This window comes from Streptomyces viridochromogenes DSM 40736, assembly GCF_000158955.1.
Taxonomy (GTDB): domain Bacteria; phylum Actinomycetota; class Actinomycetes; order Streptomycetales; family Streptomycetaceae; genus Streptomyces; species Streptomyces venetus.
This window is the reverse complement of record NZ_GG657757.1, coordinates 4,342,900-4,363,755: the sequence shown is the minus strand read 5'-3', so window position 1 is coordinate 4,363,755 and position 20,856 is coordinate 4,342,900. Positions and strand designations below refer to the sequence as shown.

Annotated in this window: 16 protein-coding genes and 1 pseudogene; 11 read left to right on the top strand and 6 right to left on the bottom strand. The window is 69.2% G+C overall.

Translation table 11 applies throughout. The features are described 5' to 3' along the window. Window position 1 precedes the first annotated feature (1 nt). Entirely contained in the window at window positions 2-1,375 is a 1,374-nt protein-coding gene (locus tag SSQG_RS19160; RefSeq protein ID WP_003991457.1) for a hypothetical protein, read from the bottom strand. 209 nt (window positions 1,376-1,584) lie between these two features. Between SSQG_RS19160 and SSQG_RS19155 the strand changes: the two genes are divergently transcribed. After that, window positions 1,585-2,145, top strand: a complete 561-nt coding sequence (locus SSQG_RS19155) for an ATP-binding protein (protein WP_003991456.1) — start codon at window positions 1,585-1,587, stop codon at window positions 2,143-2,145. A 317-nt stretch (window positions 2,146-2,462) separates the two neighbouring features. Then, the gene (locus SSQG_RS19150; protein WP_003991455.1) at window positions 2,463-2,759 is read left to right on the top strand and encodes a hypothetical protein; all 297 of its coding nucleotides are present in this window, start codon (window positions 2,463-2,465) and stop codon (window positions 2,757-2,759) included. Between the two features lie 410 nt (window positions 2,760-3,169). On the opposite strand, the gene SSQG_RS19145 is transcribed toward SSQG_RS19150, so the two are convergent. Next, window positions 3,170-3,949, bottom strand: coding sequence for a GntR family transcriptional regulator (locus SSQG_RS19145; RefSeq protein ID WP_003991454.1), 780 nt, complete (start codon window positions 3,947-3,949; stop codon window positions 3,170-3,172). A gap of 165 nt (window positions 3,950-4,114) precedes the next feature. Between SSQG_RS19145 and SSQG_RS19140 the strand changes: the two genes are divergently transcribed. The 4 genes from SSQG_RS19140 (at window position 4,115) to SSQG_RS19125 (ending at window position 7,612) form a co-directional block, all read left to right on the top strand. Next, window positions 4,115-4,462, top strand: coding sequence for a hypothetical protein (locus SSQG_RS19140; RefSeq protein ID WP_003991453.1), 348 nt, complete (start codon window positions 4,115-4,117; stop codon window positions 4,460-4,462). Beyond that, entirely contained in the window at window positions 4,462-5,763 is a 1,302-nt protein-coding gene (locus SSQG_RS19135; protein WP_039933120.1) for an FtsK/SpoIIIE domain-containing protein, read from the top strand. Before SSQG_RS19140 ends, SSQG_RS19135 begins: the two co-directional genes overlap by 1 nt. Next, window positions 5,760-5,957 (top strand): hypothetical protein, encoded by a 198-nt coding sequence (locus SSQG_RS19130; protein ID WP_003991451.1) that lies wholly within the window; start codon window positions 5,760-5,762, stop codon window positions 5,955-5,957. The genes SSQG_RS19135 and SSQG_RS19130 overlap by 4 nt, the downstream gene beginning before the upstream one ends. 299 nt (window positions 5,958-6,256) lie before the next feature. Continuing rightward, window positions 6,257-7,612 carry a replication initiator gene (locus tag SSQG_RS19125; RefSeq protein ID WP_003991450.1) on the top strand — a complete coding sequence of 452 codons (1,356 nt, stop codon included), beginning with the start codon at window positions 6,257-6,259 and terminating at the stop codon, window positions 7,610-7,612. A gap of 135 nt (window positions 7,613-7,747) precedes the next feature. Here the strand turns inward: SSQG_RS19125 and SSQG_RS19120 are convergent, their stop codons facing one another. Beyond that, window positions 7,748-9,313 (bottom strand): recombinase family protein, encoded by a 1,566-nt coding sequence (locus SSQG_RS19120; RefSeq protein ID WP_244299174.1) that lies wholly within the window; start codon window positions 9,311-9,313, stop codon window positions 7,748-7,750. Window positions 9,314-9,386: 73 nt separating this feature from the next. Here SSQG_RS19120 and SSQG_RS38540 point away from each other — a divergent pair. Then, a pseudogene (locus SSQG_RS38540) lies at window positions 9,387-9,518 on the top strand (thiamine biosynthesis protein ThiC); the annotation flags it as partial. 53 nt (window positions 9,519-9,571) lie between these two features. Here the strand turns inward: SSQG_RS38540 and SSQG_RS19110 are convergent. The 3 genes from SSQG_RS19110 to SSQG_RS19100 form a co-directional block, all read right to left on the bottom strand. Then, entirely contained in the window at window positions 9,572-10,441 is an 870-nt protein-coding gene (locus tag SSQG_RS19110) for a hypothetical protein (RefSeq protein WP_003991447.1), read from the bottom strand. Window positions 10,442-10,624: 183 nt separating this feature from the next. Further along, on the bottom strand, window positions 10,625-11,716 hold the full coding sequence (locus SSQG_RS19105) for a metallophosphoesterase family protein (RefSeq protein WP_003991446.1): 1,092 nt from the start codon (window positions 11,714-11,716) through the stop codon (window positions 10,625-10,627). Between the two features lie 279 nt (window positions 11,717-11,995). Beyond that, complete coding sequence (locus SSQG_RS19100; RefSeq protein ID WP_003991445.1) at window positions 11,996-13,108, bottom strand: LacI family DNA-binding transcriptional regulator; 1,113 nt, start codon at window positions 13,106-13,108, stop codon at window positions 11,996-11,998. 431 nt (window positions 13,109-13,539) lie between these two features. Between SSQG_RS19100 and hisC the strand changes: the two genes are divergently transcribed. From hisC to cydD, 4 genes are all read left to right on the top strand, one after another. After that, window positions 13,540-14,619 carry a histidinol-phosphate transaminase gene (gene hisC, locus SSQG_RS19095; protein ID WP_003991444.1) on the top strand — a complete coding sequence of 360 codons (1,080 nt, stop codon included), beginning with the start codon at window positions 13,540-13,542 and terminating at the stop codon, window positions 14,617-14,619. A 199-nt stretch (window positions 14,620-14,818) separates the two neighbouring features. Further along, entirely contained in the window at window positions 14,819-16,327 is a 1,509-nt protein-coding gene (locus SSQG_RS19090; RefSeq protein ID WP_003991443.1) for a cytochrome ubiquinol oxidase subunit I, read from the top strand. Window positions 16,328-16,347: 20 nt separating this feature from the next. Beyond that, on the top strand, window positions 16,348-17,352 hold the full coding sequence (gene cydB, locus SSQG_RS19085; RefSeq protein WP_003991442.1) for a cytochrome d ubiquinol oxidase subunit II: 1,005 nt from the start codon (window positions 16,348-16,350) through the stop codon (window positions 17,350-17,352). Window positions 17,353-17,364: 12 nt separating this feature from the next. Then, a complete protein-coding gene (gene cydD, locus SSQG_RS19080) occupies window positions 17,365-20,856 on the top strand; it encodes a thiol reductant ABC exporter subunit CydD (protein WP_039933114.1) in 3,492 nt (1,163 codons plus the stop codon).

Below are 20,856 nucleotides of genomic sequence, written 5' to 3'. Positions count from 1 at the left end.
GTTACTCGTCCTCGTCCAGACGGGCGAGCGCTTCGTTCACCTGCTCGCTAAAGGCGACGACAGCGGGGTTGGCCGCATACGCACTGACCTCTGCCTGGAAGTCGGCTACGTAGCGCTGGAAGCGGGAGGACTGGAGGGAGTCGCCGCCGTCCACGGCAAGGCTGGCTGTGGTGACGGCGGCTTCCAGCTCTCCGTTCAGGAGCTGGCTCTGTGCCAACACCATGCGGCAGAAACCGAGAGTGCGGGCGTACTGCGGATCGGTACTGTCCACAGCGCGCTGTGCGTGCTCGACCGCCTCACGTCGCATCCTCAGATCGCGGAAGCAGTGGCAGAACTCGCCCAAGAGTTCCGCGTCGTCGAAGTAGCTCAACCACGGCGGGTCATCGGCACTGTCAGCGCGCTCAAAGTGGCGCTCAGATTGGGTCATGGCGAGTGATGCCCCGGTTCGATCCCCCGCGTTGGAGAGCGCCCGGGCCTCCATAGCCCAGTAGTTCGCCATGGCACGTGGGGTTGCCCGGCCTTTGGCGCCCTCGACTGCGGCGCGGGCTAGCTGGATGGCCTGGGTGTGGTGGCCGAGATAGTTCGCCTGGTGGCTGAGGTTGCCGAGGATGCGGGCCCCGAACATGCGGTCGTCGATGACCTGGGACAGTCGCAGTGTCGACGTGAGATAGCGGTGGGCGAGCCGGTGGTTACCGGAGTCGTATGCGGTCCAAGCGAGCAACTGGGAGACCTCGGCGGCGGCGCCGAACAACGCCGTGCCTACCTTCTCGCTGTAGCTGGCGCTGAGCAGGGGCAGGACCTCATGGCGGAAGTAGTGGCGTAGTGCCTTGTGGCCGTGGCCTCCGCCGTACTTGAAGTCGAGTTGCATGAAGGTCGCGGCGGCGTCCCTGATTGCCCGGACGTCGCGCATGCCGACCCGCTGCTGAGCGGGCCTGTCGGACTGGATGCCGTCCGGGCGCGCGATCATCCACGACAGGACGGCGGAGCTGAGATCTGAGTCCGAGACAATCAGTTGCTCGGATACGACGGTGTCGGCCCGTTCCTGGGCGAGTCCATCCAGCATCGACAGCACGTCGGGGACGGTACTGGGATAGCCGAGCGGTTCTGGAGTGGCCGGCCGCGTGTGATCGAAGAAGCCGAGATCGCCGGGAGTGATGCGGCGGCCGAGTTTGACGCTCAGCACGTCGGCCATGAGTGCCGCTGTCTGAGGCTGGATGCCCGAGCCGTCCCGCCATCGCTGGACGGATACGTGCGTTGTTCCGAGACTGATGCCCCGCTGAGTGGCGGCGTCCTTCATGCGCTTCGCCAGGCCCTTGTTCGAGACCTTCGCCTCGTCCATGACGGCGATTAACTGCGCGTTCGGCTCTCGGCTCATGCTCCCCTGCCAACCCGAGAATGACGGCGAGTGTTCATCGTGTCACAGCAGTATCAACCGTGGGGGTTCATTGATGAACCCCCTTTGCCTTTGCCCGTGTTCACGTGAACCCCCTGGTGAACGCTCCCGGTCACGCCCGTCTCGCCGTGTACTGGCTTGCGTGATGCAAGCGGTGCCGTGAGAGCCGCGGGGCCTCGGAAGGGGAAGCGATGGATGCGGGGAAGACTGAACGGTTGGCGGGTGAGCTTGACGCGTACGCGCACTGGTTCGTGAGACCGGAGCCGTCCTCCGACGGGCACTTTCTGACGTTGACGCTCTTCGCCGAGTTCGGTGACACAGCGCGCGTCGCTCGCGACATGACGTCCGTGTTTCTCCGTGGCGCTGGTGCTGATGCCGTCGTGGACGACGCCCGGCTGGTCGTCTCCGAACTGGTCGGCAACGTGGTGAACCATGCCGTGCCGGACCGGCACCTGTCCTCTCCCGGTGCCTGTCGCCGTATCGACGTGATCTTCAAGATGTTCCCGAAGTGGCTCTTCATCGGTGTCGCTGATGAGGACTCGACCCCTCCGCTGCTTCCGGTGGGGGAGGTGTTCTCTCCGGGGCTGCTCGGAGACCTGTCTGAGGCGGTGCTGCCGGACAGCGGTCGGGGGCTGCTCATCCTCCAGCGTCTGGCGGCGGCGGTCTGGTGGACGCCGCACGAGCGTGGCGGCAAGACGGTCTGGTGCCGCTTCGACATGAACCACGGAGCGGAGTCCGTACGGGACTCATGATCTCCGGGCTGCCGTCCTCGTTTCGCTCCCTCGCGATCGTGAGCGAGCGGCGGCCCGGTAGCCGGCCGGAGTCTGACCCCTTCGGCCAGGGCGCGGCTCCTCCGGACTTCTGGGAGCTCCCCTCCACACCGGAGGGCCGCGCCTGACAACCACAAACCGAGACCGGGCCACCCCATCAGCCCTGGAAAGCGAAGGGTGGCCCGGCTGGGAACACGGCGGTTCCCGGTGCCTGATGGTACCGGGGCCGTCGTGCTGCGTTTGTGCCCTGGTCCAAGGAAGTTGACGATCCGTTACTAGATCAGGGCAGAGGTGGCAACGTGACTGGCTCAGGTGAGGACTGGCTGAGCGACGGTCTGAACGTGACGGGCGCGGACTCCGGTCTCTGGGTGTCCGGCGTCGACTACATCGCGGGATGGCGTGAGGCGCGAGTGGCGGCCGATCGCTTGAACCGGGCGCTCTTGAGCGTGGGTTTCGAGCTGTCCGCCGTACGGGCCGTCGCCTCGACGAACGAGGACGGACGCGGTGTGGTGCGGCTGGCGGGCTGGCCGGACACCGTTGATCGCCTCGCTCAGCTCCTGGAAGCGCGCTCGGATGGCGACGGTGGTGCAGCATGAGGCGCCTTTTCGCTGGTGAGTGGGGCGCGTGGGCAAGTCGCCGGCCGGAGAGACTTTGGGCTGGAGCTGCCATGGGGCGAGTGAACAGGGGGCCTTACGCTGGCCCGGCGAATCGGGCAGGCAGTTGCCCTGCCCGTTGTAGTGCCCGATTGGCCCCCTGTTCTTCGAGGCTCGCCCCATGGTGGCTGCCTAAAGTCTCGGAGGCCGTCGACCCCCAGCCCACCACGCCCCTGCCCGCGACAGTGGGTCGACGCCATAACTCCTTGGGCGTGCTGAGGGCGGGGGCGCCCGGCGACCGGACGGGACCGGCGTCCACGCCGCACGCCCGGCCGGGGCGGCCGGGCGGCCCGGCGCGCCGCAGGCGCGCCCTTGAGGAAGTAAAGGCTGTTTCGACCGATGCCGGTTGCCGCTCAGGTGCGGGCGCGTCGCGCGGGCTGCTTGTCGGCGGTGATCCGGTAGGCGAGTTCGGCACGGTCCGCGCCGATGCGGAGCTCTTCGAGGGTGAGCGGGCGATCGTCGGCGCCGTGTGCGACGCGGGCGACATGAAGGATCGGGGTCGCGTCGGGGAGCTGGAGTGTGGTCCGCTCGTCGGGCAGCGGCATTCGGGCGCGGACCGTCTCCGACCACCACAGCTTGTGTCCGTCCTGGGTGAGCACTCGGTAGATCGCTACCGGGGGCTGGCACGGCTCATCAGCGAGCACTGGAACCGCCTCGGCCACTTCGAACGGAATCAGCGTGCGGTGCATGGCGCGGGCACCCGTGGCCGCGTCGATCAAGAGCCGGTCGCAGCCGAACACGGCCTCTTCCTCAGCGAGTCCGAGCAGTCGTCCTGTGGCCTTCGTGGTCCGGGTGCGGTAGGTGCTCGGCTCCTCGGCCTCCTGCCAGGCGTCGCCGTTGGGCATGACGAACTTGCTGTCGGTAGTGCGGCTGATGCGGCGTTCGAGGGTGAGCGTGGGCTGGCCGCTGGAGCGTACGAAGCTGCCCTTGCCGTGGCGCACGTCGATCAGACCTTCAGCCCGCAGTGCGGCGATGGCGTTGCGGACCGTGGGGCGGGAGACGCTGTAGCGGGCCATGAGCTGGGCTTCCGATGGAAGCAGGGAGTCGGGGGCGAACTCACCCGACAGGATCGCTGCGCGGATGGCGGCGGCGACTTGCTGGTAGAGGGCTCCGGGGCGCTGGATCTCCGTCATCTCGGCAATCTCCGGGTGAGGTCGTAGGTACGTCGCACGCGCGACATCACTCGTCAGCATAAGTAGTTGCACCCCTGCCGTACAGCGCTCCATAGTCGTAACTCGTAAGGACAAGTGACGTCAGTATCTCGCTGGCGTCCCGACTGGCCAGGGAGGCCAAAAACAATGCAGTCCATTCCCGTGGACACGGCGCGGCTCGGCGTACTGCGGTGTGCCAACGCGCCCGAAGTGAAGTTCAGCAACTCCGAGACGCAGGAGGTGAAGAAGGACCGGGACGGCAATCCGGTCTACAGCGTGGCCGTCACCGTGCGGCCGGACGGACGGCGTATCTCCGTGATCGAGATCGCCGTGAGCGGTGAGCCTAAGGGGCTCGAAGCGGGCCAGGTCGTCAAGGTCACCGGGCTGACGGCGTTCGTCTGGTCGATGGGCGACCGCAACGGCGTCAGCTTCCGCGCCGACACGATCACGCCTGCGCACGGATCGGCGGCACAGGGCAAGGGCGGTGACGCGTGATGGGGCCGACCCTGCTCGCGCTCGCCCTGGCGGTACTGGCCTGGGTGCTGGTCGTCGGTGACCTGGTTCGGCGCCACCGTCCGGCCTGGCACTGGTACGTGGTCGGGTACCCCGTGACCGCGTGCCGGGTGGTGTTCACCTGGCGCAGGGTGGCCCTGCTCAACGACCTGTCCGTCTCGCGGCTTCCGGCGCGAACGCTCATCGGGCACCTGCTGGTCAAGGGGGATCCGGTTCGGCCGGCGGCTCCGCGGCTCTCGTTTCCGCGGGCTACCCGCATGGGGTTGACCGTTGCTGTCCAGTTGCACGCGGGGCAGACTCCGGCGACCTACCTGAAGGCGGCCGACGCGTTCGTCCATGCGTGGAAGGTTCACGCGGTGCGCGTGACCTCGCCGGAACGCGGGCTCGTCCTGCTGACGGCGATGGCCAGTGATCCGCTACAGCGGCCCGGATTAGCCACCGCCCCAGCCGAACTGCTCTCCGCGCTCATCGGCGCACTGGAGAGCGGCGGCGCCTGGGTGATGAACCTGCGGCTCGTGCCGCACTGGCTCATCGTCGGGGCCACACGGTCCGGCAAGTCCACCCTGCTGGCCCGGCTGATCAACCAGCTCGCGCCGCAGCCCGTCGCCCTGGTCGGCATCGACTGCAAGGGCGGCATGGAACTCGGCCTGTTCGCCGGACGGCTGAGTGCACTGGCAACCAGCCGACGGGAAGCGGTCGCGGTGCTCGGCGCGCTCGCCCTCGACATGCAGGAGCGAATGAGCGTGTGCCGGTCGGCCGGCGTGCGCTCCATCTGGGAGCTGCCCGACAAGCTTCGGCCGGTGCCGGTCGTCGTGATCGTTGACGAGATCGCAGAGCTGTACCTGTCCGACGGTCGCCGCGAGAGCAAAGCAGAAACCGAGCAATGCTCCACGCTGCTGCTGCGGCTGGCACAGCTCGGGGCAGCGCTCGGCGTCCACCTGGTGGTGGCCGGACAGCGGGTCGGCTCCGATCTGGGTCCCGGTGTCACCGCCCTGCGGGCTCAGCTCGGCGGCCGGATCTGCCACCGGGTGAACGATCCCGGCACGGCAGAGATGACCCTGGGCGACCTGAACAAGGACGCCGTGGCCGTCGCGCAAGCCATCACGGCAGAGGAACGGGGCGTGGCCGTGTGCACCGGCCCGGACGGCAGCTGGAGCCGCGCCCGTTCCCACCTCACACCCACGGAAGAGGCCGTCTCGACGGCTCGGAAGCACGCAGCACTCACCCCGGATCTGCCCGCGCTCGACCGTGCCCTTGCGGCGCCGGAAGGAGACGACAAGTGATCAGCGAAGGTACGGCGTTCACGTTCGCGGTGGTCTTCGGGATCATCACCGTCCTCCTCGTCCGCTCCCGTGACGTGCGCGCCTGGGAAGCGGTCTGCGTCGGCCTCTTCGGCCTCTACCTCGGCCAGACCCCGGTGATCTACACCGTCCACGGCCTCGTCACGTGGCTGATCAACGGCTTCTCCCACACCTGACCAGAGAAGGGAACTCAACGGCATGCCCATGCCCCGCGTGAGGTGCCCCCACTGCAAGGGCGACGGAGCCCGCAGGACCTGGACCGGACGACAGAGGCGCTGTCGCGTCTGCCGGGGCACCGGAACCGTCCGCTGAACTTCGCTCCGCCCGACCCCACAAGGAAGGCGATCCCCATGACCGACAACGCGCACCTACCCACCCACCCCGCCGCTGTGGCGGCCCACCCCGGAAGGTCCCCACCATCACACCGGAACTCACCCCGGCTGACAGGCGCGCCGTCCTCAACCGCGCGGCGCGCCTGCGTCAGCTGTCCGAAGCAGACCGTGACGCAATCGGCCTCGCCCAAGACCTCAAATTCCCCCGCCTGTTGGAGCAGATCACTGCCACCGGTGGCTGCTCCCACCCCGTCCACCTCTCCGGCTCCACCACCACCCTGGACGGCACAACCGGCGAGCTCCTCCGCCACTACGACACAGGCACCGAACCCGGCGAACGTCTTCTCGTCCGCTGCCGCAACCGCCGGGCAACCGTCTGCCCCGCATGCTCACGCCTCCATGCGGGCGACACCTTCCACCTCGTCCGTGCGGGCCTCCTCGGCGGCAAGAACGTCCCTCCCACAGTCCGCCACCGGCCCCGGCTCTTCGTCACCCTGACTGCCCCGTCCTTCGGCAACGTGCACCGTGCCGGGGAGCTGTGCCGCCCCCGCCGTGACCGTGGGACATGCGAGCACGACCGTCCTCGGAGCTGCGGCGCTGTCCACGGTCCCGATGATCCCTCTGTCGGCAAGCCCCTGTGCGCTGACTGCTACGACTACACCGGCCACGTGCTGTGGCACGCGCATGCGTCGAAGCTATGGGATCGGTTCGTCATCGACGTCCGACGGCGGCTTGCATCCTCGGTCGGTCTCGTACAGTCCCGCTTCCGGGATCACGCCCGGCTGTCCTTCGCCCGGGTCGCCGAGTACCAGAAGCGGGCGGCCGTCCACGTGCATGCAGTCGTCCGCCTCGACGGCCCGAACGGACCGGCGGACGAACCTCCGCCCTGGGCCGCGGACCGACTCATCGACGCCGTGCGCTCCTCCGCTCGCCGCGTCCTGGTCCGCACGCCGTACAGCCCCGCCGTGGGTGAGTTGGTTCTGCGCTGGGGAGAGCAAGTCGACGTGCGCCCACTACACGCCGAGGGCGACGGGCCTGGCGATGATGCCGTAGCCGCCTACGTGGCCAAGTACGTCACCAAGGGAGCGAGCGAGACAGGCGCCGGCATCGACCACAGGGTCACCACCTGGGATGACATCGAGTCTGCGTCCGTGAAGGCACACGTGCGCACTCTCATGCGGGCCTGCTGGCGCCTGGGCGGCCTGCCCGAGTACGAACCCCTGAACCTGCGCACGTGGGCTCACACGCTGGGCTACCGGGGCCACATCCTCACCAAGTCCCGTGCCTACTCCACCACCTTCGCGGCACTGCGGGCCGAACGCGCCCAGCACGTAGCCGGTGTCGACGTCCCCGGGGCGGTTACGGAAAGGAACTGGCGCTACGTCGGCTCCGGCCATACCCCGGGCGCTGCGCTCATCGCCGCTGGAATCGCTGATGACATCGCTCAGAATCGCGCTGTCGCGCGGGAAGCTCTCCGAGCTGGCGGTGATGCCACCTGAGTACTTCTTCGGCGAAGGCCAGCACTGAGCGCGAGGAAGCAGCAGTACGAGCGTGGATCGAGCGGCGGCTACGCGACTCTCCCCCACTCTCCGATGACCAGCTGCGGAGCGTGGGGGAGATCCTCGGACTTCAGCTCATTCGGAAGTCCGCCACACAGGCTTGAGAAGCTCAGGGTCGAATGTCTTGTTGCCCTTGCCACCCGGCACTGCGATCACGGCGCTCAGAACCTTCTTGATCGCCTCGCGCTTCTGCGTGAGTGTCTTCGATCCCCACGCGTTCCTGACGTCTTCCTTGGCCTCCTCGGCCTCCGCCTTCAGAGCTTCGTGCGCCCGCTGATCCGCACGAAGCTCCTTGATCCGCCGTTCGAGGACCGGGAGATTGCGGAAGAACGTCTCATCGTCGATGTCCGTGTCCTCGTCGTCGTGCCAACGCCGCTCCAGCTCGTTGCGGCTCCTGACGGCTCGCTCCAGGGCATCGGCCTTGTCCCAGTCCGGTACATCCTGGGCCTTGCTCGCCGCGTCGCGCTCCAGCTTGGCGATGACTAGTTCCTCGATGGCCTTGTCCGTCTTGTCGCCCCGCTTGTAGGTCTTGTTGCAGCCGCCGTCCACGGTCTTCTTGCACATGTAGGCGTGCCGGTACTTGAGCCAGTCGTTCGCCTTGATTCCGATCATCTTGTTGTTGCAGACCGTGCCGTCTTCCAGCACGTGGCCGCATCGCAGGATGCCGGTCAGCAGGTACTTGTGGACCAGGCCACCGCGCGGCATCCCGGTTCCGCGGCCACGCTCCCTGATCTTGGCCGTGACCGCGAACCACTCCTTCGGAGTGATGATCGGCTCCCACTCGCCGACGATGGGTTGATCGTCGCCGTCACGGACAAGCTCGCCCTTGATCTCGCGATATCCGCACAGCCGCGCGTTCACCAGGACTTGCTTGACGGTCTGGTACTGGAAGGCGTTCCCGCGACTGGTGATGAAGCCGGCCTCCTTCCACCGGCGCGTGATCTCGGAAATGGAGGCACCCGCGATCACGTCCTTCACTGCCTGACGGATGGCTTCTGCCTCGTCCGGGCGCAACGAGACCTTGTCGTCCTCCCATCCGAAGGGGCGCCATGCGGCTACCGACTGCCCACGGATCGCCCGGCTCCGGTGGCTGTTCCTGCTCCTGCGCTCCTTCTTCCTCGTCTCGCTGAGGGACATGGCGACCCCCAGAAGCCCCTTGATCTCGAAGCCTTCGGCGTAGAGGTCCTGGATGCCATTCGAGTCGTGGTAGACCCGTCCTTCTTGCGTGGTGAACGCCTTCAGGTACCGCTCCCAGTCACTCGGGCGCCGGTACAGCCGGTCGTCGTTGACTGCCATGACGCCGTGGATCGGGTACCCGTCTGGCGTCGTCCCGGCAGCAAGATCGGCGAGCAGTTGCTCGAAGTCATCGCGAACGATGTTCTCCTTGCTCGCGCTCTTGTCGTTGTCCGTGTAGCGGTAGACGACGAGCCATCCGAACCTGCGGGCGGTCTCGGTCATGTCCCGGTGCTGGTCCTCGACGCCGTGGGCGTCCTTCACCCGGCCATCGAACGAGATCCGTGCGTAGCAGACGACGCACTTCAGCTCCGGGTCGGAAGCCAGCATGGCGCGCACTTCCTCGACGGACGGCAGTCCCTCGGGCGTACCTCGTAGCTTGCTGACCAACTCCTCGCGCTTGCCCACGTGTTCCCCCTCGGTCCATGTCTGGGCTGCTGGAACGACCGTAGCGCATGTGGAGGTTCCAGTAATTCTCTACAGCATGAAGATCTCACAGGACATCCGCCGTGAACACGGCGGCAGCCGGAGCGAGATCGAGGAGGGCATGGCCCAGAAGTCGAAGGAGTTCGCGGCGAGCGGGAACCGCGTGTACCTGCCGATCACGGACTGACACCGGCGCACACACCGGCGCACACACCGGGGCCGGGGGCCGGTGGCCCCCGGCTACTCCGGCTGGTGCTCCGGCCCTCCGAAGTCCGGGCTGCTGTAGTCCGGACTGCTGAAGCTGGGCCGCGAGCCGCGCTGTCCCTCCTCCGGGCTGGTGAAGCCCGGGCGGTCGTATCCGAGGTGCGGCATACGGCTGACCGGTGCGGACGAGGAGGTGTGGTGCAGCGCGGCCGCCCCGTCGGGGTCGACGAGGGCTTCCCGGAAGAAGGGCAGGACGCCCCGCTCCAGCAGTGCCTCCCGCCAGGCCTCCCTGGCCCTGTCCACCTCCCCCTGCAGCTCGCCGTACGAACCGCCTTCGGCCGTCGGCTTGTTGCGCAGGGCGGTGAGCAGCAGACCCACGGCGGCGACGAGGATCGCTATCGCGGTCACGGCACCGAACACCCAGCCCGTGGTGAGCATGGTCCGGGCGAACGCCTGTTCGGGATTGAGCATCTGCAGGATGTAGCCCACGAGCAGGAAGATCGCGGCGGCGGTGCCGGCCAGGACGGGCGCGAGCACGGCGACGACGGCGACGGCGCCGGCGCCGGCGGTCTCGGCGGCCACCTCCCCCATGGTCGCGGCGAATCCCGCGGCGCCCGTGTCCGGCTGGGAGGAGCCGGACTCGCGCATGGCCGGTTGGCCGGTCCGCACCGGCTGGCGCAGTTCGTCGCGGACCTTGACGTAGTGCTGGTACTCGGTCGCGGCGGCCGCCGTGACGATCGCGGTGGCGTTCAGCGCCATGGTGCGCAGTTGTTCGGAGTTGAGCCGCTGTCCGACAGCGGCGAGTTCCGGACGGTGTGGGGCGGAGCGCAGCGCCTCATCGAGGATCCGCTCGTATTCCTGGCGGTCCTCGCTCAGCAGGTGCTGCGGAACGCTGTTCATGTGCATCCCCCGATGCTCCGTAGGGCTTGGGGCTCGGCATGCTGACGAGCCGTCGGGCAGAAACGGAGGGGAGCCTGCTACGGATAAGCCGATGGTAGAGCCGTGGAGGCAGGCGGTGACAGGGGGTTTACCGAATTTGACCCTTCACCGGTCCGGTCCTGTGACGGGGAGCGCCTGCCCGGTGAACGTTCACGTATCCAGGGGCAGTTGCTGGACCAGCAGCTTTCCGGCCATGGTCACGCCGCCGTCCATCGCGATGGCGAGTCCGTCGGCGTAGACGTGCGGTCCCTCGATGACCGGGTCGCTGCTGTCCTCGTCGTCCTCGGAGCCGACCTCGCCCAGCAGATAGGGAATCGGGCTGTGTCCGTGAACGATGCGGGTGCCCCCGTACGTATCGAGCAGGGAGCGGACGGCGTCCGCGCCGCCCTCGTCGCGGAAGGAGAACCGCTTGGTGAACTTGCGGAACAGGTCCCAGACCTCGTCCGCGTCGTTGCGGGTGATCGTCTCGCGGACGGTGTCGTTGACCTCTTCGATGGACCGGCCGTAGTCGAGGTAGGCGGTGGTGTCGGAGTGCACGAGCAGGTGGCCGTCGACCTCCTCGACGGCGTCGAGGCGGGACATCCACTGCAGGTGGTGGTCCTGGAGGCGGTCCATGTCGGTCTTCTGGCCGCCGTTGAGCAGCCAGGCCGCCTGGAAGGTGGCGGTGCCCGCGCCGGAGTTGACCGGGGTGTCGCCGAACCGCTTGGCGCCGATCAGCAGCAGTTCGTGGTTGCCCATCAGGGCCTTGCAGTAGCCGCCGGCCGCGGCGGCCTCTGCGGACAGCCGCATCACCAGGTCGATGACGCCGATGCCGTCCGGGCCGCGGTCGGTGAAGTCGCCGAGGAACCACAGCCGGGCGGTGCCCGCGCACCACTGGCCGGCGGCGTCGAGCAGGCCCTTCTCCTGGAGGGCAGCCACCAGCTCGTCGAGGTAGCCGTGCACGTCGCCCACGACGTACAGCGGTCCCTGGCCGGTGTTCGGCTGCGGGGCGGCGGTGGTCTCGGGGTCTACGGTCACCTGGACAGTGTCACCCCGGTTGATGACGGGAAGGTCACGCTCGGTCGGCGTGTACCCCTCCGGGTAGGTCTCCGCGGGCGGCGGGGCGACGTCGCCGGGGTGGGCACTGTTGACGTACGGACCGGCCTCGTGGACGTACGCGGGCACCCGGAAGTCGCGCAACGTCGCCGTCCGCTCCGCCTCGGGTCCCTGACCGGCCCCCTGAGTCATCGACCCCTCCACCATCAGCCGCATCTGCACCGCATCGGACTGCCTGGTCGTAGCGGCCCGTGGGTGTCGTGGGCCCATCATAGGAATGCGGATCGCGCCATGTGATGACCCAGGGGTGGTGAATCAGAGCAAGAGTCCAGTTCACCGCGGCTTTCGCCCCGATTGGGCCGGGCTTTGACCACCGTGTGACCGCCCTTGCTCTCCTTCTCTTCGCGGGAACGATCCCTTCTCTGCGGGGGACCGGCCCCGTTTCTCCCCAGGGGGCGCCTGTCCCCCGGCCCGGGGAGGGGGCGCTTACGTCTGCTCGGGTGACCGCGGCGGGCTGACCGTCGTGCGCGGCGAGCGCCGCTGGGACGAGGTGCGCACGATCAGCTCCGTCGGTATCACCTGCTCGACCGGGTGGTCCGATTCCACTCCCTCGATGGCGTCGATCAGGAGCTGCACCACCGCCGTGCCGATGCGGCGGGGCTTCAGGGAGAGCGTGGTGACGGGTGGCTCGGTGTTGGCGTACACGGTGGACTCGCTGCAGCAGACCAGCAGCAGGTCGTCCGGTACGCGCAGGCCGTAGCGGCGGGCGGCGGCGAGCAGGTCGGTGCCGTTCGGGTCGAACAGCCCGTAGACCGCGTCGGGCCGGTCGGGGCGGGCGAGGAGCCGGTCGGCGGCGACGGCGCCCGCGCACGGATCGTGCGCCGGGTAGGCCTCGTACACCGGGTCCTGGCCGACGCGCTCGCACCAGCGCAGGTACGCGGTGGTCGACAGGTGGGTGTAGGTGTCCGTGGTCGTGCCGGTGAGCAGGCCGATGCGGCGGGCGCCGGCGGCGGCCAGGTGGTCGAGGATGCCGAGGACGGCGGCCTCGTGGTCGTTGTCGACCCAGGCCGTGACCGGCAGCGAGCCGGCCGGGCGGCCGTCGGAGACGACCGGCAGCCCCTGCCGGACGAGTTCGCTGACGACCGGGTCCTGGTCGGAGGGGTCGATGACGACCGTGCCGTCCAGGGCGACGTTCGACCACACGTCGTGGCGTGAGGTCGCGGGGAGGATGACCAGGGCGTAGCCGCGGGCCAACGCGGCGGAGGTGGCGGCTCGCGCCATCTCGGCGAAGTACGCGAACTCGGTGAAGGTGAAAGGTTCATCCCCGTATGTGGTCACGGTCAGGCCGATGAGTCCCGACTTGCCGGTACGGAGGGTCCGGGCGGCGGCCGAGGGGCGGTAGCCCAGCCGGTCGGCGACCTCGCGGACATGGCGCCGGGTGGCGTCCGGGAGCCGGCCCTTGCCGTTGAGGGCGTCGGAGACGGTCGTGATGGAGACTCCGGCGGCGGCGGCCACGTCTCTGATACCCGCCCGACCCGGTCGACTGCCTCGCCGTGAGGTTTCCGCGCGGCTCACCTGGTGCTTCCCTGCTGCTGTCATGGCGAGCCGATAGTAGGGCTCATGGGGTGGGGTAGTGCGGACGCATATGCACGCGTTGACAGGCACGTTTTTGCATGATCATTTAGCCCCAATTACTTTGGAAACCAAGGGTGTTGAGCGCTCCCATGGCAGTACGTGACGTGTCGGCGCGTGCGGGCCTGCCAAGGGGGCGATGTTGCGAAGAGGTCTCAACTCACCTGCATGGGGGATGCGCGCCACGGCGTACACCACCGGCGCGTAGATATATGTGAAGCGCGCCCCCGTATTCGTACGCCTTCGTACAGCCATGCCCCTGATGCCCGTGGGACGCGGGAGGCCGGTGCTCGCGGGTCCGCCGCGGCTATACGCAGCGCCGCCGAATCCTCATAAGGTGAGGAGTATTGGATGTCGGCGGCGGTCATGGGCCGCCGGTCTTCGCGAGGAGGACTGCGGTGAGCGAGACGAGCCCGAAGCTGCGTGCCGAGCTGGAGGGTATCCCCACCTACAAGCCGGGCAAGCCCGCGGCGGCCGGCGGGCCGGTGGCCTACAAGCTGTCCTCCAACGAGAACCCCTATCCGCCGCTGCCGGGTGTGATGGAGACCGTGACGGCGACGGCCTCCACCTTCAACCGGTACCCGGACATGGCCTGTACGGCGCTGATGGACGAGCTGTCCGAGCGGTTCGGCGTGCCCCTCGCCCACCTGGCCACCGGCACCGGTTCGGTCGGGGTCGCCCAGCAGCTGATCCAGGCCACCTCCGGTCCGGGCGACGAGGTGATCTACGCCTGGCGGTCCTTCGAGGCGTACCCGATCATCACGCAGATCAGCGGCGCGACGTCGGTGCAGGTACCGCTGACGGCCGGTGACGTGCACGACCTCGACGCGATGGCCGACGCGATCACCGACCGGACCCGGCTGATCTTCGTCTGCAACCCCAACAACCCGACCGGCACGGTGGTGCGGCGGGCGGAGCTGGAGCGCTTCCTCGACCGGGTGCCCGGTGACGTGCTGGTGGTGCTCGACGAGGCCTACCGCGAGTTCATCCGCGACCTCGAGGTGCCGGACGGTGTGGAGCTCTACCGCGAGCGGCCCAACGTCTGCGTCCTGCGGACCTTCTCCAAGGCGTACGGCCTCGCCGGTCTGCGCGTGGGGTTCGCCATCGCCCATGAGCCGGTGGCCGCGGCGCTGCGCAAGACGGCGGTGCCGTTCGGTGTGAGCCAGCTCGCGCAGGAGGCGGCGATCGCCTCGCTGCGCGCCGAGGACGAACTGCTCGGGCGGGTCGGATCACTGGTGTGCGAGCGCATCCGTGTGGTCGACGGGCTGCGCGCTCAGGGCTGGACGGTGCCCGAGACCCAGGCCAACTTCGTGTGGCTGAGGCTGGGGGAGCGCACGGTCGCGTTCGCGCAGGCGTGCGAGCAGGCGGGCGTGGTGATCCGGCCGTTCCCGGGCGAGGGCGTGCGCGTGACGGTCGGGGAGACCGAGGCGAACGACATCTTCCTGAAGGTGGCGGAAGGGTTCCACAAGGAGCTGTAGGGCTTCGCGAGGGCTTTGCGCGCCAGGTCGGGGGCCGAACGGGTTCGGCGCGGCGCGGGCACGTGCACTCAACGATGTGTTGAAGTTCGGGCCAGGGGGTTGACTGGGACTGGGGACCCCCTTACGTGCTCGAAAGTGCGTGCTGCATAATGGCTTGTGAATGTGAACGCTTTCACAAGCGTATGTAAGGAGCGGCCCCGTGGACCTGGCTTTGGCGCCGGAGACCCTGGCGCGATGGCAGTTCGGCATCACCACCGTCTACCACTTTCTGTTCGTCCCCCTGACGATCTCGCTGGCCGCGCTCACGGCCGGACTGCAGACCGCCTGGGTGCGGACGGAGAAGGAGAAGTACCTCCGGGCGACGAAGTTCTGGGGCAAGCTCTTCCTGATCAACATCGCGATGGGTGTGGTCACCGGCATCGTGCAGGAGTTCCAGTTCGGCATGAACTGGTCGGACTACTCGCGCTTCGTCGGTGACGTCTTCGGCGCGCCGCTCGCGTTCGAAGCCCTGATCGCCTTCTTCTTCGAGTCCACCTTCATCGGTCTGTGGATCTTCGGCTGGGACAAGCTGCCCAAGAAGATCCACCTGGCCTGCATATGGATGGTCTCGATCGGCACGATCCTGTCGGCGTACTTCATCCTCGCGGCCAACTCCTGGATGCAGCACCCGGTCGGCTACCGGATCAACGGGGCCAAGGGGCGGGCCGAGCTCACCGACTTCTGGCTCGTGCTCACCCAGAACACCGCCCTGGCCCAGGCCTTCCACACGCTGTCCGCGGCCTTCCTGACCGGCGGTGCCTTCATGGTCGGCATCGCCGCCTTCCACCTGGTCCGCAAGAAGCACGTGTCGGTGATGAAGACCTCACTGCGGCTCGGTCTGGTCACCGTCGTCATCGGTGGCATGCTCACCGCGATCAGCGGCGACACGCTCGGCAAGATCATGTACGAGCAGCAGCCCATGAAGATGGCCGCGGCCGAGGCACTGTGGGACGGCGAGAAGCCGGCGCCCTTCTCGGTCTTCGCCGTCGGTGACGTCGACAAGGGACACAACAAGGTCGCCATAGAGATCCCCGGCCTGCTGTCCTTCCTCGCGAAGGACGACTTCACCTCGTACGTGCCCGGCATCAACGACGTCAACAAGGCGGAGCAGGAGAAGTACGGGCCCGGCGACTACCGGCCCAACATCCCCGTCGCCTACTGGGGCTTCCGGTGGATGATCGGCTTCGGCATGACGTCCTTCGCCCTCGGCATGGCCGGGCTCTGGCTGACCCGCAAGAAGTTCATGCTTCCGCAGCATCTGCGGGTGGGCGACGACGAGGTGCCGCATCTCGTGCTGCTGCCGAAGAAGGCGCTCGGTCCGACCCTCACCAAGTGGTACTGGCGCATGGCGATCCTCACGCTGGGCTTCCCGCTGATCGCCAACTCCTGGGGCTGGATCTTCACCGAGATGGGCCGCCAGCCGTGGGTCGTCTACGGGCTGTTCCAGACGCGTGACGCGGTCTCCCCCGGTGTCTCCCAGGCCGAGGTCCTCACGTCGATGATCGTCTTCACCACGCTGTACGCGATCCTCGCCGTCGTCGAGGTCAAGTTGCTGGTCAAGTACGTCAAGGCGGGCCCGCCCGAGCTCACCGAGGCCGACCTCAACCCGCCCACGAAGATCGGCGGCGACTCCCGTGACGCCGACAAGCCGATGGCCTTCTCCTACTAGGCCGAGGGAGCTGCACAGTCATGGAACTGCACGACGTCTGGTTCGTCCTGATCGCCGTCCTGTGGACCGGCTACTTCTTCCTGGAGGGCTTCGACTTCGGGGTCGGTGTGCTCACGAAGCTGCTCGCCCGCGACCGGCCCGAGAAGCGGGTACTGATCAACACGATCGGCCCGGTCTGGGACGGCAACGAGGTGTGGCTGCTGTCGGCGGGCGGTGCCACCTTCGCCGCCTTCCCCGAGTGGTACGCGACGCTCTTCTCCGGCTTCTACCTGCCCCTGCTGCTCATCCTGGTCTGCCTGATCGTCCGGGGTGTGGCCTTCGAGTACCGCGCCAAGCGGCCCGAGGAGAGCTGGCAGCGCAACTGGGAGACGGCGATCTTCTGGACCTCGCTGATCCCCGCGTTCCTGTGGGGTGTGGCCTTCGGCAACATCGTGCGGGGCGTGAAGATCGACCAGGACTTCAACTACGCCGGTGGCGTCCTGGACCTGCTCAACCCGTACGCGCTGCTGGGTGGTCTGGTCACGCTGGCGCTGTTCACCTTCCACGGGACGGTGTTCGTCGGGCTCAAGACCGTCGGGGACATCCGGGAGCGGGCGCGGAAGCTGGCGCTGCGCGTCGGAGCGCTGACCGCTGTGCTGGCCCTCGCCTTCCTGCTGTGGACCCAGGCCGACCGGGGCGACGGGGCGTCGCTCGTCGCGGTGGTCGTGGCCGTGGTGTCGCTCGTCGTCGCGCTCGGAGCGGCCCGGGCGGGGCGTGAGGGCTGGGCGTTCGCCCTGTCGGGGCTCACCATCGTGGCCACGGTGGCGATGCTCTTCCTGACGCTGTTCCCGAACGTCATGCCGTCGACGCTGAACCCGGACTGGAGCCTGACGGTCACCAACGCCTCGTCCAGCCCGTACACGCTGAAGATCATGACCTGGTGCGCGGCGATCGCCACGCCGGTCGTGATGCTCTACCAGGGCTGGACGTACTGGGTGTTCCGCAAGCGCATCGGTACGCAGCACATCGCCGAGTCCGTGCACTGAGGTGTGTTTCACGTGAAACCAATCGATCCGCGTCTGCTCCGGTACGCCCGTGCCACCCGGGTCTTCCTGGTGGCGGTCGTCGCCCTGGGGGCCGTCGGGGCGGGGCTGGTCATCGCACAGGCGATGCTCATCGCCGAAGTGGTGGTCGGCGCGTTCCAGCACCGCATGTCGGTGGCCGACCTCGGCACTCCCCTGCTGTGGTTGGCCGCCGTCGCGGCCGGGCGGGCGCTGGTCGGCTGGCTCACCGAGCTCGCCGCGCACCGGGCGAGCGCGGCGGTGAAGTCCGAACTGCGGGGGCGGCTGCTGGAGCGTTCCGTGCGGCTGGGGCCCGGGTGGCTGAGCGGGCAGCGGACGGGTTCGCTGGTCGCCCTCGCCACCCGGGGCGTCGACGCCCTCGACGACTACTTCTCGCGGTATCTGCCGCAGCTGGGTCTCGCGGTGGTCGTGCCGGTCGCGGTGCTGGCTCGGATCGTCACCGAGGACTGGGTCTCCGCGGCCATCATCGTCGGCACCCTGCCGCTCATCCCGGTCTTCATGGTGCTGATCGGCTGGGCCACCCAGTCCCGGATGGACCGGCAGTGGCGGCTGCTCTCCCGGCTCTCCGGTCACTTCCTGGACGTCGTCGCGGGGCTGCCGACGCTCAAGGTCTTCGGCCGTGCCAAGGCGCAGGCCGAGTCGATCCGGCGGATCACCGGCGAGTACCGGCGGGCGACCATGCGGACGCTGCGGATCGCCTTCATCTCGTCGTTCGCGCTGGAGCTGCTCGCGACGATCTCGGTGGCGCTGGTCGCCGTGACGATCGGCATGCGGCTGGTGCACGGTGAGATGGACCTGTACATCGGCCTGGTCATCCTGATCCTGGCGCCGGAGGCGTATCTGCCGTTGCGGCAGGTCGGGGCGCAGTACCACGCGGCGGCGGAGGGGCTGGCCGCCGCCGAGGAGATCTTCGGCGTCCTGGAGACGCCCGTGCCGGTGTCCGGTTCGCGGGACGTGCCGACGGGCGCGGTGGCCTTCGAGGGTGTGACCGTCCGGTACCCGGGGCGGTCCGCGGAGGCCGTGTCGGACGTGTCCTTCACCGTGGCTCCCGGGGAGACGGTCGCGCTGGTCGGGCCGAGCGGTGCCGGCAAGTCGACGCTGCTGCAGGTCCTGCTCGGGTTCGTGCCACCGGCCGAGGGACGGGTGCGGATCGGGGGAGTCGACCTCGCCGACGCCGACCTGGAGCAGTGGCGTTCCCGGATCGCGTGGGTGCCGCAGCGGCCGCACCTGTACGCCGGGACGATCGCCGAGAACGTACGGCTGGCGCGGCCCGCCGCCGACGACGAAGCCGTACGCCGGGCGCTGCGCGACGCGGGGGCGCTGGAGTTCGTGGACGCCCTGCCCGAGGGGTTGGACACCGTGCTCGGCGAGGACGGGGCCGGGCTGTCCGCAGGGCAGCGGCAGCGGCTCGCGCTGGCCCGGGCGTTCCTCGCGGACCGGCCGGTGCTGCTGCTCGACGAGCCGACGGCAGCGCTGGACGGGGCCACCGAGGCCGAGGTCGTGGCGGCGGTGCGGCGGCTGGCGGCCGGTCGGACGGTGCTGCTGGTGGTGCACCGGCCGGCACTGCTGGGGGTGGCGGACCGGGTGGTGCGGCTGGCGGAGCCCGAGCCCACGGCCGTCCCTGTGACACGCCCCGCCGCACAAGGGGCTGAGGCCGGGGCCGCTCCTGCCGAGGCCGAGCTGCCCGCTCCGGCCGGATCGCTCCAGCAGACCGCCTCAGGGGGCCTTCTCGCCCGGGTCCGGGGCATGTCCGGCCCCCGGCGCGGGCGGCTGGGACTCGCGCTGCTGCTCGGCAGCCTCGCCCTCGGGAGTGCCGTCGGGCTCATGGCCACGTCCGGATGGCTGATCTCGCGGGCCTCACAGCAGCCGCCCGTGCTCTATCTCATGGTGGCCGTGACGGCCACGCGCGCCTTCGGGATCGGACGGGCCGTGTTCCGGTACGCCGAGCGGCTCGTCTCGCACGACGCCGTGCTGCGGATGCTGGCGGACACCAGGGTCGCGGTGTTCCGCAGGCTGGAGCGGCTGGCGCCGGCCGGTCTGCGCCGGGCCCGCCGGGGCGACCTGCTCTCCCGGCTCGTCGCGGACGTGGACGCGTTGCAGGACTACTGGCTGCGGTGGCTGCTGCCGGCCGGGGCGGCGGTCGTCGTGTCGGCCGCGTCCGTCGGCTTCACGGCGTGGCTGCTGCCGGAGGCCGGTGCCGTGCTCGCGGCCGGGCTGCTGGCGGCGGGCCTGGGCGTGCCCCTGGTCACCGGTGCGTTCGCCCGCCGAGCCGAACACAGGCTGGCACCCGCCCGCGGTGTGCTCGCGACGCGGGTGGCCGATCTGCTCACCGGCACCGCGGAACTGACCGTCGCCGGTGCCCTGCCCGCGCGGACCGCCCAGGCCCGCGAGGCCGACGGGCAGCTCACCCGGATCGCCTCGCGCGCTGCCACCGCCACGGCACTCGGCGACGGGCTCACCGCGCTGATCTCCGGCCTGACGGTCACCGCCGCCGCCCTGGTCGGAGCGCAGGCGGTCGCGGCCGGGCGGCTGGACGGCGTGGCCATGGCCGTGGTCGTCCTCACCCCACTGGCCGCCTTCGAGGCCGTGCTCGGGCTGCCGCTCGCCGTGCGGTACCGGCAGCGGGTGCGCCGGAGCGCCGAGCGGGTGTACGAGGTGCTGGACGCCCCGGAGCCCGTGCGGGAGCCGGAGCGGCCTCGGCAGGCACCCGCGTCGCCGTTCCCGGTGGCGCTCAAGGGGCTGGTCGCCCGGTACGCCGGGCAGGACCGGGACGCGCTCGCCGGACTGGACCTGACCCTCGAGGAGGGCCGCCGGGTCGCCGTGGTCGGCCCCTCCGGCTCCGGCAAGACGACCCTGGCGCAGGTACTGCTGCGCTTCCTCGAGACGGACGCGGGCTCGTACACACTGGCCGGCGTGGACGCGTACGCGCTGGACAGTGACGACGTACGCAGGCTCGTCGGGCTGTGCGCGCAGGACGCGCACCTCTTCGACAGCTCGCTGCGCGAGAACCTGCTGCTCGCCAGGAAGGGCGCCACCGAGGGCGCGCTGCGTGCCGCACTCGGCCGGGCCCGGCTGCTGGACTGGGCCGACAGCCTGCCCGACGGGCTCGACACGCTCGTCGGCGAGCACGGGGCCCGGCTGTCCGGAGGGCAGCGGCAGCGGCTGGCGCTGGCCCGCGCGCTGCTCGCCGACTTCCCCGTCCTGGTGCTCGACGAGCCCGCCGAGCACCTCGACCTGCCGACCGCCGACGCGCTCACCGCCGACCTGCTGGCCGCCACCGAGGGCCGTACGACGCTGCTCATCACGCACCGGCTGGCGGGTCTGGGCGCGGTGGACGAGGTGATCGTGCTGGACCAGGGACGTGTGGCGCAGCGCGGGGCCTATGCGGAGCTGGTGGCGGCGGACGGGCCGCTGCGGGAGATGGCGGCGCGGGAGGCGGCGTCGGAGGAACTGGCGGGAGCGCGGTAG